This is a genomic window from Nocardia sp. NPDC005998, from assembly GCF_040614395.1.
In the GTDB taxonomy this organism is placed as follows: Bacteria; Actinomycetota; Actinomycetes; order Mycobacteriales; family Mycobacteriaceae; genus Nocardia.
The window spans coordinates 473,830-487,621 of record NZ_JBEXUI010000002.1 but is presented as its reverse complement, the minus strand read 5'-3'; the positions used below and the strand labels follow the sequence as shown (position 1 = coordinate 487,621).

Genomic DNA, 13,792 nt, shown 5'->3' with positions numbered 1-13,792 from the left:
CGCCGTTCATGATTCGGGACAGTCGGCGTAGCGGCCGCGAGCCCACATCGGGTAGACGAACCACCACATCACGAACCACACGAAGGTGGCGATCGCGACGGCCAGGGCGAGCGCGACCCCGCACACCACATACAGGGCGAACAGCAGGCTCGCGACAACCGAGCACATCAGCATGGTCAGGCCCGCCAGCACACAGCGGTTGGCCACCGCCATCTTCGGCTCGCGGTGATGCCGGAAGGTCAACTGGCGGTAGACGATCGGAGTAACCAGCAGCGCTATCGCGGTGACGCTGAGCATCAGCATGATGACATAGAGCATCCGCTGCGTCGGCTCGGTCAGGCTGAATCGGCTGGTGAAGCCGAGTCCCAATTGGAAAGCGACCACCGCTTGGGCCACCCCCTGCGCAACCCGAATCTCCTGCAGAATCTCCGCATACGATCGCTCGGGGGCGGTCCGCGCCACGTGCTCGCCCGGATTCGCGGCCGCGGTGGCCGCGCGAGCGGGCGCCTTCACCAACCGGATATTCGCGGGCGGGCGCCACGGCGCCGCACCGATTCGTTGTCCCGACGCCCATCCGTCGTGTTCCACCACCATTGTTCCTGCACCCCTTATGTTTTCCCAGTTCATATACGTTATCTACGTTTCGGCCATTTTCTGTTCACCTTCCGCACAGGGATCGGCCCCGTTCGCTGTGCGGCTGCCCAGTGGGCCGAATTCGGTTGTCCGCGTGCGTATCTCAACCGAAGCGGCGCCCTAGGTACCGAATCGGCCACGTTCCACGACCAGTTCGTTGCGACCAATGTGTTCGGGATCCGGTAGCACCGGCCGCCCCGAAACCTCCCCCGTCGCTCGGATGAGCATCGCGGGCACTGCGATCACCGCGGTGATCCCCGTCGCGAGCCGATCGGTCTCGGTGGGACGCAGCCGAACACTGATCCCGTGCCGTTCAGCGAGCCGACCGACCACGTAAAGTCCCATGCGACGGGCGGTTTCGGCTTCGATCTCCGGTGGTGCGGCGAGGCGCCGGTTGAGGACGTCCAGGTCGGTGGCGAGGATTCCGATGCCCTGGTCGACAATATCGATCACCAGCCCGCCATCCCGGATCCGATCACAATGCATGAACACCTGGCTGTCCGGGGGTGAGCAGCGCAGCGCATTGTCCAGCAACTCGGCCAGCAGATGCACGATATCCACCACGGCCGCGCCCATGATCGCGACATCTGACGGCGCGCTGGCCCGGACCCGTTGGTAGTGCTCCACTTCCGACACCGCGGCCTGCATCACATCGCGGATCGGATACGGCGTCGATCGGGTTCTCGACAGGTGGGTACCCGCAAGGACAAGAAGGTTGTCACCGTTGCGCCGCATCCGGGTGGCGAGATGGTCGAGCTGGAACAGACTGGCCAACCGCTTGGGATCCTCCTCCCGGCCCTCCAGTGATTCGATCAGCTGCAACTGGCGCTCGAGCAGGGAATTCGTACGCCGGGCCAGGGCATCGAAGAGATCGTTGACCATCAGCCGCAGCCTGCGCTGCTCGCCCGCCAGATGCAGCGCTTGACCGTGGATATCGTCGACGGCACGGGCCAAGCGGCCGATTTCTTCCTCGGAATCCACCGGCACCGAAGTGATGACCATGACGTCATCGGGATCGCTGGTACTGATCCGTTCGACCTCCGCCGGGAGCTCGACCTCCGCGATCCGGCGGGCGCTGTCGTGCAGTCGACGCAATGGCCGCACCAGTGCCTGGCCGACCACCACTGTCATCGCCAGACCGATCACCAGCGTGATCAGCAGAACGATGGAGTCGCGGACGGCGGCGGTTCGTGCCTCGGACACGCGCGCCGCGACGGTGGCGACGATGACGCTCGCGGCCTCGGCGACCAATGTGCTGTAGACCTCCAGGTCATGCACCAGCGCATCGCCGTATCCGACCGCGCGGACCGCTTCGGTCCCCGACGGAATTGCCGCGCGGACACGCATGATCAGTGGCAGTTGCGCGGCCAGCGAGGCACGCAGGTCACCGATTCGGGGGTCATCGGATGGATAGTGCCTGCTCAATCTGTCCAGCAGCACTGTCTCGGCGCCCGTCGCCGCGGTCAGTTCGGTGCCGGGGTCGCTGGGGTCGCGGATCACCCGCACCAGACCGACCGCGACGGCGAAAATCTGGCGCTGGGCCGCCCAGACATCGAGCAATCGATGCTGATGGTCGGTCACCTCGGCCGAATTCATCGGGCGCAGTAGCGCTTCCACCGTGGTGTCGGCGCTCGTGGTGACCGTGCGCTGAATCTCGCCGAGATCATCGATGGACACCAGCGAGCGCACGTCCATATCGCGCAACCGGGCTGCGGCCTTGAACATTCGCTCCATCGACGCCGCGGCCACCGGCGGCAAGCCCGGCGTGCGGCGGGCGGAATCGAGCCGGGAGATCGCATCGATCAGCGGCACCTTGTCCTCGGGCACAATGGTGCCCGCCGTTTGGCGACCAGCGACCACGGTCGTGGCCGCGCCGACCGCGACCACCGCGTCCACGCTGTGCAAGTACTCGGCGGCATCGGCGAGCCGAACGGCCTCGCCGATCTCGCCGACCAAGCGCAGCGTGGCCAGCGTGATCGCCACGATCAGCGGAAATACCACTACAACAGCGACTTTCGTATGCACCCGCCAACGTTGGGGTGACAACCAGCGACCAGTCACATTCCTACTTCCCAGGTCAGCGGTTCAATGAGACCCGCACCCGCGAAGCCGCGACGGCTTCGTCACCAAGTGCGGATCGGTTCAGTGTGCCGTCGCGCGACGGCGGCGCGTAGCTGCCGATGGCGATCTCCATTCGGAGAGGGGCACCATCGGCGACGCCGATGTCACTGTGCGGGAAGCAATTCCAGCGTCAGCAGCCCGAGATAGCAATTGAGCAGATGCCGCGGATCTTCGAGCGAGCCCCCGGTCAGGGTTTCGATCCGGCGCAATCGATTGAGGATCGTATTGCGGTGGCAGTAGAGCTGTTTCGCCGCCCGGCTCGCGGAGAGTCCGTTGCGGTACCAGATCGCCAGCGTCCGCAGCAGCAGCTCGCGCTCGCCACGGGGCAACGCCAGCACCGAACCGAGGGCATAGCGGGCAAGCCGACCGGACAGATTCGGGCTGCTCACCACCAAAGCCTCGGGTAGCCGCTCGGCGATCCAGGCGACCTCCGCACTGTCGAGGGCGACGGTCCGCAATGCGATATCCGCCGCGCGATAAGCCTCCGGGACCTCATGCATGGCGTCGAACCGATCTGAGATACCGATCGGCCCAACAGAATTCGCACGAAGCACGGTCATCAGCCGGGGCACCGAAGACTCCGCGAGCGCGACAATCCCGATCTCCCGATCGCCCCTGATACGCCAGGCACCCGCATAGGCGTACGCGGCGCAGGCGTCCCGAGTGACGCCGAGCGCGGGTCGAACCGCGAGGTCGATGGCGGCGACCACGACGACATACGATCCGTCCGACGGCAACCCGAGTACCGACAGCGCCTCGGCAGCGGTCGCCGGATCGCCGCCCCGCCCTTCCAGCAGCGCGTCGAAGACCGCCTGTCGCCGCTCGGCATCGCGACGCTGCAGCTGTGCCTCGGTTTCGCGGTATCCGGTGACGACGGCCACCGAATGGCGGTCCACCACCTGGATCACCACGGTCGCCACATCCAGGAACGCGTCGAGTTCCGCTGCGGATCTGGCTCTGGCCTCGGCCAGCAACATATCCATGATCCCCTGGGTAGCCAGACGAAAGGCACGCAGCACCGATTCGAGCGGCACCCCCTGCCGCGCACGACGACTGCCGGTGGTGCGGGCCACCGCCAGTTCCTCGTCCTCGGATCGGACCACACCGGCCAGCCGCTCCAGAATGCGCTGCACGTTGGCGTCGACGGATCGGCTCAGCACATCGACAGGGATCTGACCGGTCGGCTGATAGGCCGGTTCTTGGGCTACTACCAGCGTGACGATGCGCTCGGTGACTTCGGCCCGCCGTTGCAGCACCGCGGCAGCGGCCGATGCGAGCACCGAATCTGGTGCAGGAAACGGTTTTTCGGACGGACCGGGCCGTCTGCGTGCACGGGGCGAAGCGTCCCCCAATCGATAGAACTTCCCGATCCACCATAGAATGACGTCGCCGAAAACATCGCGAAAACAGTGAGCGCGCAGCCCGAGTTCGGCCGATCTGTGCGGGTGCCACTGCCGACTACTTACCCGTCGGCGCGGCCATCAGCCGTCGACCCCAGACCGACATCAATGTCGGTGCGATGACGTCGTAGTCGGGATCACCGACCCGCTCCTGAAATGCCTTGACCGTCAGCGGATTCAATAGGCCTGCCGTGCAGAGCCGCTCCAGGGCGCGGCTGGTGAACTGCCGGTGCGCCGGATCCAGCGGCGCGGTGGCGCCGCGCAGGGTAAGCACAACGCCCTCCGCGTCGACTTCGTTGAGCCCGAGGTCACGGAGTAATCGCGGCAGTCGACGCCCCAGAGTCGGGTCGATGCCGACCCCACGTAGATGCGCACGGACGATATCCATCGTGGCAGCCGCGGCCGGGTCCGGTGCGGCGGGACCATAGGTGCACCAGTCGAATTCCTCGACCAGAAGGGCCCCACCCGGCGCGAGTGCCGTGACCATCCGCGCCAACAGGCGATCACGCCGCCGCACGCCGCCGAGCAGCATCCTGCCGTGCACGAAGTCGAACGTCTGCTCGGGTAACCCTCGCCCTGGCTCGGCCACCACAACAACTCCGGTCGCGCCCACCGTCTCCGCGGCCCAGCGGCGTAGTCCCGCACCGCCCGCGACGAGTAGCACCCGCGACCCATTGTGCACACCGAGAGCGGTGAGCAGTCGCGCGGTGCGCGGATCGTATGTCTGGTCCAAGGCGGACACTATGTCTCTCATCCGCCGAGCCCGGCCGCCACTATCGGTCCCCGCAGTCATCGCGATGCTCCCCACGAGCCACTCAGAGACCGTCGCCGAGTACCGGTCTCGCCGTGGTAATAGGGATGAAAGGCGAACCGCGACGCCAACTCTCGACAGAACTGGATTCCGCGCACCGAGTTCCCGCGCCGATCGAGCCGGGGCGAGAACACACAGACACCCAGCACGTTCGGTATCACCACCATGATCGCGCCGGATACCCCGCTCTTGGCGGGCAGCCCGACCGAGTACGCGAATTGCCCCGAGTAGTCGTACATTCCGCAGAGCGACAACAGCGACAGACATCGACGTACCGTCGCGGGACTGAATATTCGCCGTCCGGTCAACGGCGTCCGACCGCCGTTCGCGAAGGCTGCCGCAGCGACGGCGAGCGATTCCGCATCCAGTTCGATCGAACAGCACCGCAGGTACAGCTCGAGGGTCCGCCCGAGTTCGGCTCCTGCCGGAAAGGCGTCCATCATCAGCTCGCCGATCGCGAAATTACGCTCGGCCGACTCTGTTTCGGATCGGAAGCAATTCGCATCGAACGCGGGCCGAGTGGAATCGGTCAACCGCCGCCAAGTATCCATTATGTACTCGAAACCGGCAGCCGGATCATGATGCGATGCCAGTAGCGAACAACACATGATCGCGCCGGAATTGATCATCGGATTGTGCGGCAATCCGTCTTCGGCCAGCACGAGCGCGTTGAACGCTTGCCCGCTCGGTTCGTAGCCGACAAACCGGTGCACCCGCTCCGGACCATGCGCCTGCAGTGCCAAACAGTAGTTGACGGGTTTGCACACCGACTGCACGCAGAATCCGTCACGCGCATCTCCCACGGAGAAACGCTGACCGTCCACCGTGCATACCGAAACCGCGAACGCACCGTCGTCGGTCGGGGCCAGCCGTTGGTAGATATCGGTCACCTCGTCGGTGAACTCGGTGAACTCGGATCCGACAGCGCCGCGTCGCGTCCGACCGACCGATATCGGCGATGCCGATGCGAGTGTGCTCAACGGGGCCTCCAGAATGCTGTGCCACAGCGTGACGCCGGACAGGGAACGAGAGTTGATCCGTCGATGGAACCAGAATGGCGACCGTCGGCCGATGGCCGATCGCACAACGCTCGACCGGTCGTCGCTGTGCATTCGTCGCGCACCGAACATGTTGGGCAACAACACATTCACGCATGTCGAGGATTGTGCGGGCGCCCAGACCGAGCAGGTCGGCGCCCGCCTAACCTCCATTGAGCGAATCGCCAGCCCCCACACCTGCTCTGAACGGTGATGCCTATGCCAACCGCCTTTCCCACCAGCAAAATAGCGCCCACTGCTCTGGTTATCGGCGCCGGAGTCAACGGCCTGACTACCGCACTATGCCTGCGGCACAGCGGATTCAAGGTCACCATTCTCACCCGCCACCGGGCCCCCGACACCGTGTCCATGGTCGCGGGCGCGCTGTGGGAGTGGCCACCCGCCGTCTGCGGCGCACATACCGACACCGTCTCACTGGCTCGCGCAAAAGGCTGGAGCTACGTCTCCTACCGCGAATTCGAACGTCTCAGCACCGACCCGCACAGCGGCGTCTTCCTGCGACCGGCCGTCTGCTATTTGCGCAAGCCGCTCCTCGACGATCCGGCACAGCGGCACAAGGCCACCGAAATGCGCAATTACATCAAGGAATTTCGGCATGACGCCGCGCTGATCGACGAGCACGGGGTCAACCCCGAGGCAGGCGCGGTCGACGCCTACTCCTACCTCGCGCCGATGGTCGACACCGAGGTCTATTTGCCGTGGCTGCTGGATTGGGCGCTGGCCGAGGGCGTCGATGTGCGGATTCGCGGCGTCGACGGGGATCTGCGCGAGCGCAGCGCGACCCTGCGCGCCGAGTATCGCGCCGATATCATCATCAACTGCGCCGGTCTGGGCGCAGCCGAGCTGGCCGGCGACGACACCATCTATCCGCTACGCGGCGCGCTCGTGCATGTGCTCAACGATGGTATCGAGATGCCGCGAATCACGGCCGCGCACTTCATGGCCCATGATGCGAGCCTGGGCCGACAGAATATGGTCTCCATCGTCCCGCGCGGTAACGACACCCTCGTACTCGGTGGATTGGTCGAACCCGGCGAATGGTCCCTCGACCTCGATGGCGAGTACCCGCCGATCCGCGATATGGTCGAACGCTGCCGCCGGTTCCTGCCCGCATTGCGCACCGCCACGGCCGACCACTCGATTCGAGTCGGGCTGCATCCAGCGCGAAAACAGGACGTGCGCTTGGACTTCGAGACCGAGACCCACCTGGTGCACAACTACGGGCACGGCGGTTCCGGCGTGACGCTGTCCTGGGGCTGTGCCAGAGAGGTGGCCCGCATGGCCACACACCTGGTCTGACCCCTAGCAATGCACTCGCCATCGAAATAGGGATGCGTCCGCGCGGACCGGTCTGCACTGTTGCCCGCGAGCGGTGGAAGAGTATTTGAAATGTGGTGTCGTGCAATCAATGTGACGACATCCGTAGGTCTCCTACCTGCTGTTCCTGGAGAAACAGCTGGCCGATCTGCACAGCTTCGTGAAGAAGCTGCCGGTGCTCGACGCCGCCGAGGCGTGGGCGTTCGACGATTCGTCCGACACCTGGCGCACCGATGCCGTGCGCACCATTCGCACCAAGAAGGTGCCACGCAACCACGTCAAGGGCAGCCCGGTGCGGATTTATCGGTAGGCCGCGCAGCAGGGCCCTGATCTGGTGCCGGGCGCCCTACGTAATCCGTTGTCCGAGAGTAAAGTACGTCTAGCATGCAGGGAGGTACCGTTGGATTCCGGGCGAGCGTTGATATATCGCGATCAGGCTGGTGCGATGGTCGTCCGCTACCCGGCCGGTCCGCAGACGGCGGTGTGGATTACCCGCGACGAGCTGGCGCTGAAGTGGCGGAGGCATGAGGTGTGGCTGATCGCTGCGGGCGTCACCCTCATCATCATGGGCTACCGCCTTCTCCGGTATCTGATTTCGCTGACGGTTTCGCCCGGTCGCTATCGCACCTGGACCAGCGGTTTCGCCGTGGTGGTGACGACCTTGGCGATCTATGTGGGCGTGCTGGTGGTTCTGGCGGTGTTGTCGGTGCTGGAAGCTCGGCGCGGCTCGCCGCGGGTGCGGCGATATGCGGATCCGGGTGCGGTATTGCAGCTCCGGTACCTGAGCGACGGTCTGGAGTTGACGACCGCCGTCGAGTCCGTGACCTACCCCTACGATCGGATCAAGCGAGCACACCGTGGCGGTGTCCGGTGGGCTGGGCCTGCGAGTGCTTCCGCGCGAACTCTTTCCAGCAGAGGCGCTGTCATTCCTCGAGCGTTCGACAGCGGTGCGGCTGTGCTAGGCGAGAAGTGGCTAATTGCAGAGGGAATTCCGGTTCGGCTAGAGCATGTCGGCGTCGGCGGACAGGTCGCGAATGAGCAGTGCGGTGTGCAGCGAGGTACGGGATTCACCGTCCTCGAGGTCGACGTCGAGGATCCGCTCGATGCGGGCGAGCCGATCGTAGAGGGTCGGTCTGCTGATATTGAGCCGCTTGGCGAGTTCGGTCTTATTGCCCGCCACATCGAGGAACTGCCGCAGCGTGCGCGTCAGATCCGCCGCATGCTGAATGTCGTAGCGCAGCAACGCACTCAGCTCCGTTTCGGCGAAACTCTGCACACCGGGTTCATTGCGGATCAGCGAGAGCAGTCCGCGCAATCGGATATCGCCGCTGCGATAGAACGGCCGCGGCTCTGCCACGCGAGCGACAGGCCCCGAGGCGATAGCGGAGCGCACCCCCGCCGTGCCCCGTGAGCGCGGTAAATCGGATACCGACGACTCCAGCGACAGCGCAACCTCGGCGACGTGCGACGCGTGCGCCAACTCGCGCGCGGTATCCAGCAGCGAATCCCCCTCGGCGCCAACGCCGATGACCACGCGGTGCACCCCGTCCACCCGCCGCACCTCGGCGGTGATCGCCGTGCATACGGCACGGAGCGTGTCGTCCAGATCGGCGCTGCGCACAACCGCGAGCACCATGCCGACCCGATCGCCGTGCTCGGCCGCGGTCAATGCGGTCGCCTTCGACAGTCCGAGCCCGTGGGTCACCGCGTCCAGCACGCCGGCACTGCGGCGCTGCCTGGCGACCTGGTCGGCTTCGGCGAGGGCGGCGACGGCTACCGCGAGCGGAACGTAGTTCACCCGACGGGTCAGCAGACCCAGCGCGGCCGCCCTGGCCTGCGCATCGCGCTCGTCGAGTACACGGCCATTGACCATATCGTCGATGAGTCCGGTCTGCGCCTGCCGATGCAGGCCAAAGCGGTCCTTGTCGATCATCCGGTGCAGCGTCAGCGTCTGGGCCGCGCGCTCCAGCACCATGCGCGCCCGCGACGTCGGGACCCGACTCGATCGCAGAATCAGCCGACCCCACCGCTGGGTATGCGGGCCGACCGCGACCACATCCCACCTGTCGGGCCAGAGTCGCGAGGTGGTCTCCCAGTTCTCCAGGATCGTCGAGGTACTGGCATGCCGGGCGGTGAGCGCGAGTACCCGGTGCGCCAGATCTTCCAGCACCACCGAGGAATCGAGCATGTCCGCGGCGGTTTTGACGATCTCGGCCAGCGAGGCCCGGCGCACACTCAACTCGGTGAACGTCTCGTGCACGGTGCGCGCGAACTCCAGTTCGGCGTACTGGTCGGCCACGATGACCCGGTGCACCGCCTCGGTGATCTCCACGAATCGGGTGACCCGATGCAGCGCGACCACCGGCAGCTCGAGTTCATCGGCCAGCTCCACGACCACCCGAGGTAACTCCGGCACAGCATCGCCGAGTTCCACAACCAGCCCGGCCACCCCCGCCGCGGCCAGCGACCGCAGATAGGCGACCGTCGATTCGTCACCACCGGTCAGTGCCAAGCCCGTGGTCAGCATCAGTTCCCCGCCGACCAGCAGTTCGGCGACATCCGGCAGGTCACTGACGTGCACCCACCGCACCGGCCGATCCAGCGATCCCCCACCGACGACCTGCGGCTCGCCCGCGCGCACGACCGGCATGGCCAGCACATCGGCAACGGAGAGCAGCACCTACAAATTGTAAAACAAGATCCGAAATCACGTACAGATCGTTGGGTCGATTTGGCCGGTCCATAGTGCAGAGTTAGGACCACAACAGCATCCGACACACCGTCACCACCGGCACACCGCTGAACGGCAACGATCGCCGCCAGCCCGACCGGCAAGCCCGGCAGCCACAACCAGATGACCCCACCCCGGCGAACCCTGGGATCCGATCGAAGCATCCGTGCAGCACCGCCCACGGCGCGTCCCGGATCCCGGTGACCAGCCGGGGACAACGGTGCATCGGCACCCAACAGCTCAGCGGTCGACGACACCCCCAACGCTCACGAACGAATCGAGGAAATATGCAGACAATCGCGCATTGGCTCGACGGCAAGCCCTTTGCTGGCACGAGTTCGGCGTCCGCGCCGGTGACGAATCCGGCGACCGGGGTGGTGACCGGGCAGGTCGCGCTGGCCGGTGTCGAGGATGCCAGGGCGGTGATCGAATCGGCCAAGGCAGCGTTTCCGGACTGGCGCGATACCTCGCTGGCGCGGCGCACCCAGATCCTTTTCCGGTTCCGCGAACTGCTCAATGAACGCAAGGAAGAACTCGCCGAGCTGATCACGGCCGAGCACGGCAAGGTGCGCTCCGATGCGCTCGGCGAGGTGACCCGCGGCCTCGAGGTGGTCGAATTCGCCTGCGGTATCCCGCATTTGGTGAAGGGCGGATTCACCGAGAATGCGTCGACGAAGGTGGATATCTTCTCGATCCGCCAGCCGCTCGGCCCGGTCGCGGTGATATCACCGTTCAACTTCCCGGCGATGGTGCCGATGTGGTTCTTCCCGATCGCGATAGCCGCCGGGAATACCGTGGTGCTCAAGCCGAGTGAGAAGGATCCGTCCTCTTCGCTGTGGCTGGCCGAGCTGTGGCACGAGGCCGGTTTGCCCGCAGGGGTTTTCAATGTGCTGCAGGGCGATAAGGTCGCGGTCGACGAACTGCTCGACAATCCGAATATCAAGGCCGTCTCATTCGTCGGCTCGACACCGATCGCGAAGTACGTCTACCAGCGCGGCACCGCCAATGGCAAGCGCGTACAGGCGCTCGGTGGCGCCAAGAACCATATGGTCGTGCTGCCCGACGCCGACCTGAATCTGGCCGCCGACGCCGCAGTGAACGCCGGATTCGGCTCCGCGGGTGAGCGTTGTATGGCGATCAGCGTGGTGCTCGCGGTCGGCGCGGTCGGCGACGAACTGGTCGCCAAGATCACCGAGCGCGCCAAGACCATCAAGACCGGCGATGGCACCCGCGATACCGATATGGGCCCGCTGGTGACCCGTGCGCACCGCGATCGCGTCGCCGCCTATATCGATGCGGGCGATTCCGCCGGTGCCACTGTCGTTCTCGACGGACGCGGCGTTCGTGCCGACGGGGAGGCGGACGGATTCTGGCTCGGGCCAACGATTCTCGATCACGTCGGCACCGAGATGAGCGTCTACACCGATGAGATCTTCGGCCCGGTGCTGTCGGTCGTGCGTGTCGACAGCTACGACGAGGCGCTGGCCCTGATCAACGACAACCCCTACGGCAACGGCACCGCGATCTTCACCAATGACGGCGGCGCGGCGCGGCGCTTCCACAACGAGGTGGAGGTCGGGATGGTCGGCATCAATGTGCCGATCCCGGTTCCGATGGCCTACTACAGCTTCGGCGGCTGGAAGAACTCGCTGTTCGGCGATTCGCACGCGCACGGCACCGAGGGCGTGCACTTCTTCACCAGGGCCAAGGCCGTGACGACGCGCTGGCTCGATCCGAGCCACGGCGGACTCGAACTCGGATTCCCGCAGAACAAGTAGCCGGTCCTCGACTCACGCAGGAGAACTCGCCGATGACCCTCCCGAATGGATTGACAGCCGAGGATGCCAGGCGGGCCGCCGCGCGCGCCTACGAGCTCGACCGTCGCCACGTATTCCACTCCTGGTCCGCGCAGGCACAGCTGACGCCGATGACCATCACCGCGGCCCAGGGCTGCTACGTCTGGGATGGCGATGGCAACCGCCTGCTCGATTTCTCCTCGCAGCTGGTGAACACCAATATCGGTCACCAGCATCCGAAAGTCGTTGCCGCGGTACAGGAACAGGCCGCCAAGCTGTGCACCGTGGGACCGCAGCACGTCAACGACGCCCGCTCCGAGGCCGCCCGGCTCATTGCCGAGCGGACCCCGGGCGAGCTGAACAAGATCTTCTTCACCAATGGCGGCGCCGATGCCGTCGAGCATGCGGTCCGGATGGCGCGCCTACATACCGGGCGCTACAAGGTGCTCGCGCGCTACCGCTCCTATCACGGCGGCACCGAGACCGCGATCAACCTCACTGGCGACCCGCGACGCTGGCCCAATGACCACGGCAATAGCGGGGTCGTCCACTTTTTCGGCCCGTTCCTGTACCGGTCGCAATTCCACGCGAGCACCGAATCCGAGGAAGCCGAACGCGCTTTGGCGCATCTCGAGCAGACCATCGCATTCGAGGGGCCGGATACGATCGCCGCGATCGTGCTCGAATCCATCCCCGGCACCGCGGGAATCATGGTGCCACCGGCCGGATATATGGCGGGTGTGCGGGAGCTGTGCGATAAGTACGGCATCGTCTTCATCGCCGATGAGGTGATGTCGGGTTTCGGTCGCACCGGAAAGTGGTTCGCCATAGCGCATTTCGACGGTGTCGTCCCCGATCTGGTGACCTTCGCCAAGGGGGTGAACTCCGGCTATGTGCCGCTCGGCGGTGTCGCGATCAGTCCGGCCATCGCGGCGAGCTTCGATGATCGCCCCTACCCGGGCGGGCTGACCTATTCGGGTCATCCGTTGGCGACGGCGGCCGCGGTCGCCACCATCAACGCGATGCGCGACGAGCGAATCGTGGAGAATGCCGCCGATATCGGTGCGCGAGTCCTCGGTCCGGGTCTGCACGAACTCGCCGAACGCCATCCCAGCATCGGTGAGGTGCGCGGTACGGGCGTGTTCTGGGCGCTGGAACTGGTGCGGGACAGGCGAACTCGCGAACCGCTGGCCCCCTATGGCGGCACCAGCACCGCGATGTCGGCGACGGTCGCCGCGGCGAAGGCGGCGGGCCTGCTGCTCTTCGTCAATTTCAATCGGCTGCATGTGGTCCCGCCGTGCGTCATCGGCGAGGCGGAGGCGAAGGAGGGGCTGGCTATCCTCGACCAGGTGCTTTCAATTGCCGACGGGCACGTGGACTGAGCAGATTATTCGGCAGCGGCCCGGGCCTCGCCTGCGGCCTGATCCGACAATACCTAGCGCGCGTCCGGCCGATCGGATCGGGAATGTCCTTGATCGGCCGGACGTTTCACCCCCGCATGACCAGTGCTGTGCTTTCCGATGAGTTGAAGAAGTATCTGGACGAGGCCAAGGTGTATGCGACCGCGGCCACGATCGGGCCGAGCGGACAACCGCATCTGACCGTCATCTGGCTCGAGCGCGACGGCGATGACTTGCTGTTCTCCACCACCGTGGATCGCCAGCAGGGCAAGAACCTGGCCCGCGACCCGCGGATCACCATCATGATCAATCCGCCGGAGAACCCGTACGTGTACGCGGAGATTCGCGGCACCGCCACCCTGACACCCGATCCGGACAAGGCACTCCCGAACAAGCTGTCGAACCACTACCACGGACTCCCGTACGTCGAATTCAACCCCGCCTCCGTCAATGACGGACCCCGTGTGATCGTCCGGGTCACCCCGCACAAGGTCGCCGGCCGCCTGTGAGCCGACGGCCGAGCGG

Annotated in this window: 11 protein-coding genes; 5 read left to right on the top strand and 6 right to left on the bottom strand. The window is 65.5% G+C overall.

Annotated elements, in window-relative coordinates; translation table 11 throughout:
• Positions 1-6: 6 nt before the first annotated feature.
• From ABZ293_RS05815 to glsA, 5 genes are all read right to left on the bottom strand, one after another.
• Positions 7-594: a DUF6328 family protein gene (locus tag ABZ293_RS05815; protein ID WP_355177626.1), complete on the bottom strand. Its 588-nt coding sequence runs from the start codon at positions 592-594 to the stop codon at positions 7-9.
• A 159-nt stretch (positions 595-753) separates the two neighbouring features.
• Positions 754-2,658, bottom strand: coding sequence for an ATP-binding protein (locus ABZ293_RS05810; RefSeq protein WP_355177624.1), 1,905 nt, complete (start codon positions 2,656-2,658; stop codon positions 754-756).
• 200 nt (positions 2,659-2,858) lie between these two features.
• On the bottom strand, positions 2,859-4,034 hold the full coding sequence (locus ABZ293_RS05805; RefSeq protein WP_355177622.1) for a helix-turn-helix domain-containing protein: 1,176 nt from the start codon (positions 4,032-4,034) through the stop codon (positions 2,859-2,861).
• Positions 4,035-4,212: 178 nt separating this feature from the next.
• The gene (locus ABZ293_RS05800) at positions 4,213-4,887 is read right to left on the bottom strand and encodes a hypothetical protein (RefSeq protein WP_355177620.1); all 675 of its coding nucleotides are present in this window, start codon (positions 4,885-4,887) and stop codon (positions 4,213-4,215) included.
• 56 nt (positions 4,888-4,943) lie between these two features.
• Entirely contained in the window at positions 4,944-5,945 is a 1,002-nt protein-coding gene (gene glsA, locus ABZ293_RS05795; protein WP_355177618.1) for a glutaminase A, read from the bottom strand.
• 276 nt (positions 5,946-6,221) lie between these two features.
• Between glsA and ABZ293_RS05790 the strand changes: the two genes are divergently transcribed.
• Both ABZ293_RS05790 and ABZ293_RS05785 read left to right on the top strand, forming a co-directional pair.
• Positions 6,222-7,322, top strand: a complete 1,101-nt coding sequence (locus ABZ293_RS05790; protein WP_355177616.1) for an FAD-dependent oxidoreductase — start codon at positions 6,222-6,224, stop codon at positions 7,320-7,322.
• Between the two features lie 178 nt (positions 7,323-7,500).
• Entirely contained in the window at positions 7,501-7,650 is a 150-nt protein-coding gene (locus ABZ293_RS05785) for a hypothetical protein (RefSeq protein WP_355177614.1), read from the top strand.
• A 690-nt stretch (positions 7,651-8,340) separates the two neighbouring features.
• Here the strand turns inward: ABZ293_RS05785 and ABZ293_RS05780 are convergent.
• Positions 8,341-10,020, bottom strand: a complete 1,680-nt coding sequence (locus tag ABZ293_RS05780; RefSeq protein ID WP_355177612.1) for a PucR family transcriptional regulator — start codon at positions 10,018-10,020, stop codon at positions 8,341-8,343.
• 338 nt (positions 10,021-10,358) lie between these two features.
• Between ABZ293_RS05780 and ABZ293_RS05775 the strand changes: the two genes are divergently transcribed.
• The 3 genes from ABZ293_RS05775 (at position 10,359) to ABZ293_RS05765 (ending at position 13,776) form a co-directional block, all read left to right on the top strand.
• Positions 10,359-11,849: a CoA-acylating methylmalonate-semialdehyde dehydrogenase gene (locus ABZ293_RS05775; protein ID WP_355177610.1), complete on the top strand. Its 1,491-nt coding sequence runs from the start codon at positions 10,359-10,361 to the stop codon at positions 11,847-11,849.
• Positions 11,850-11,881: 32 nt separating this feature from the next.
• Positions 11,882-13,249, top strand: a complete 1,368-nt coding sequence (locus ABZ293_RS05770; RefSeq protein WP_355177608.1) for an aspartate aminotransferase family protein — start codon at positions 11,882-11,884, stop codon at positions 13,247-13,249.
• A gap of 116 nt (positions 13,250-13,365) precedes the next feature.
• Complete coding sequence (locus ABZ293_RS05765) at positions 13,366-13,776, top strand: PPOX class F420-dependent oxidoreductase (RefSeq protein WP_355177606.1); 411 nt, start codon at positions 13,366-13,368, stop codon at positions 13,774-13,776.
• The last annotated feature ends 16 nt before the right edge of the window (positions 13,777-13,792 follow it).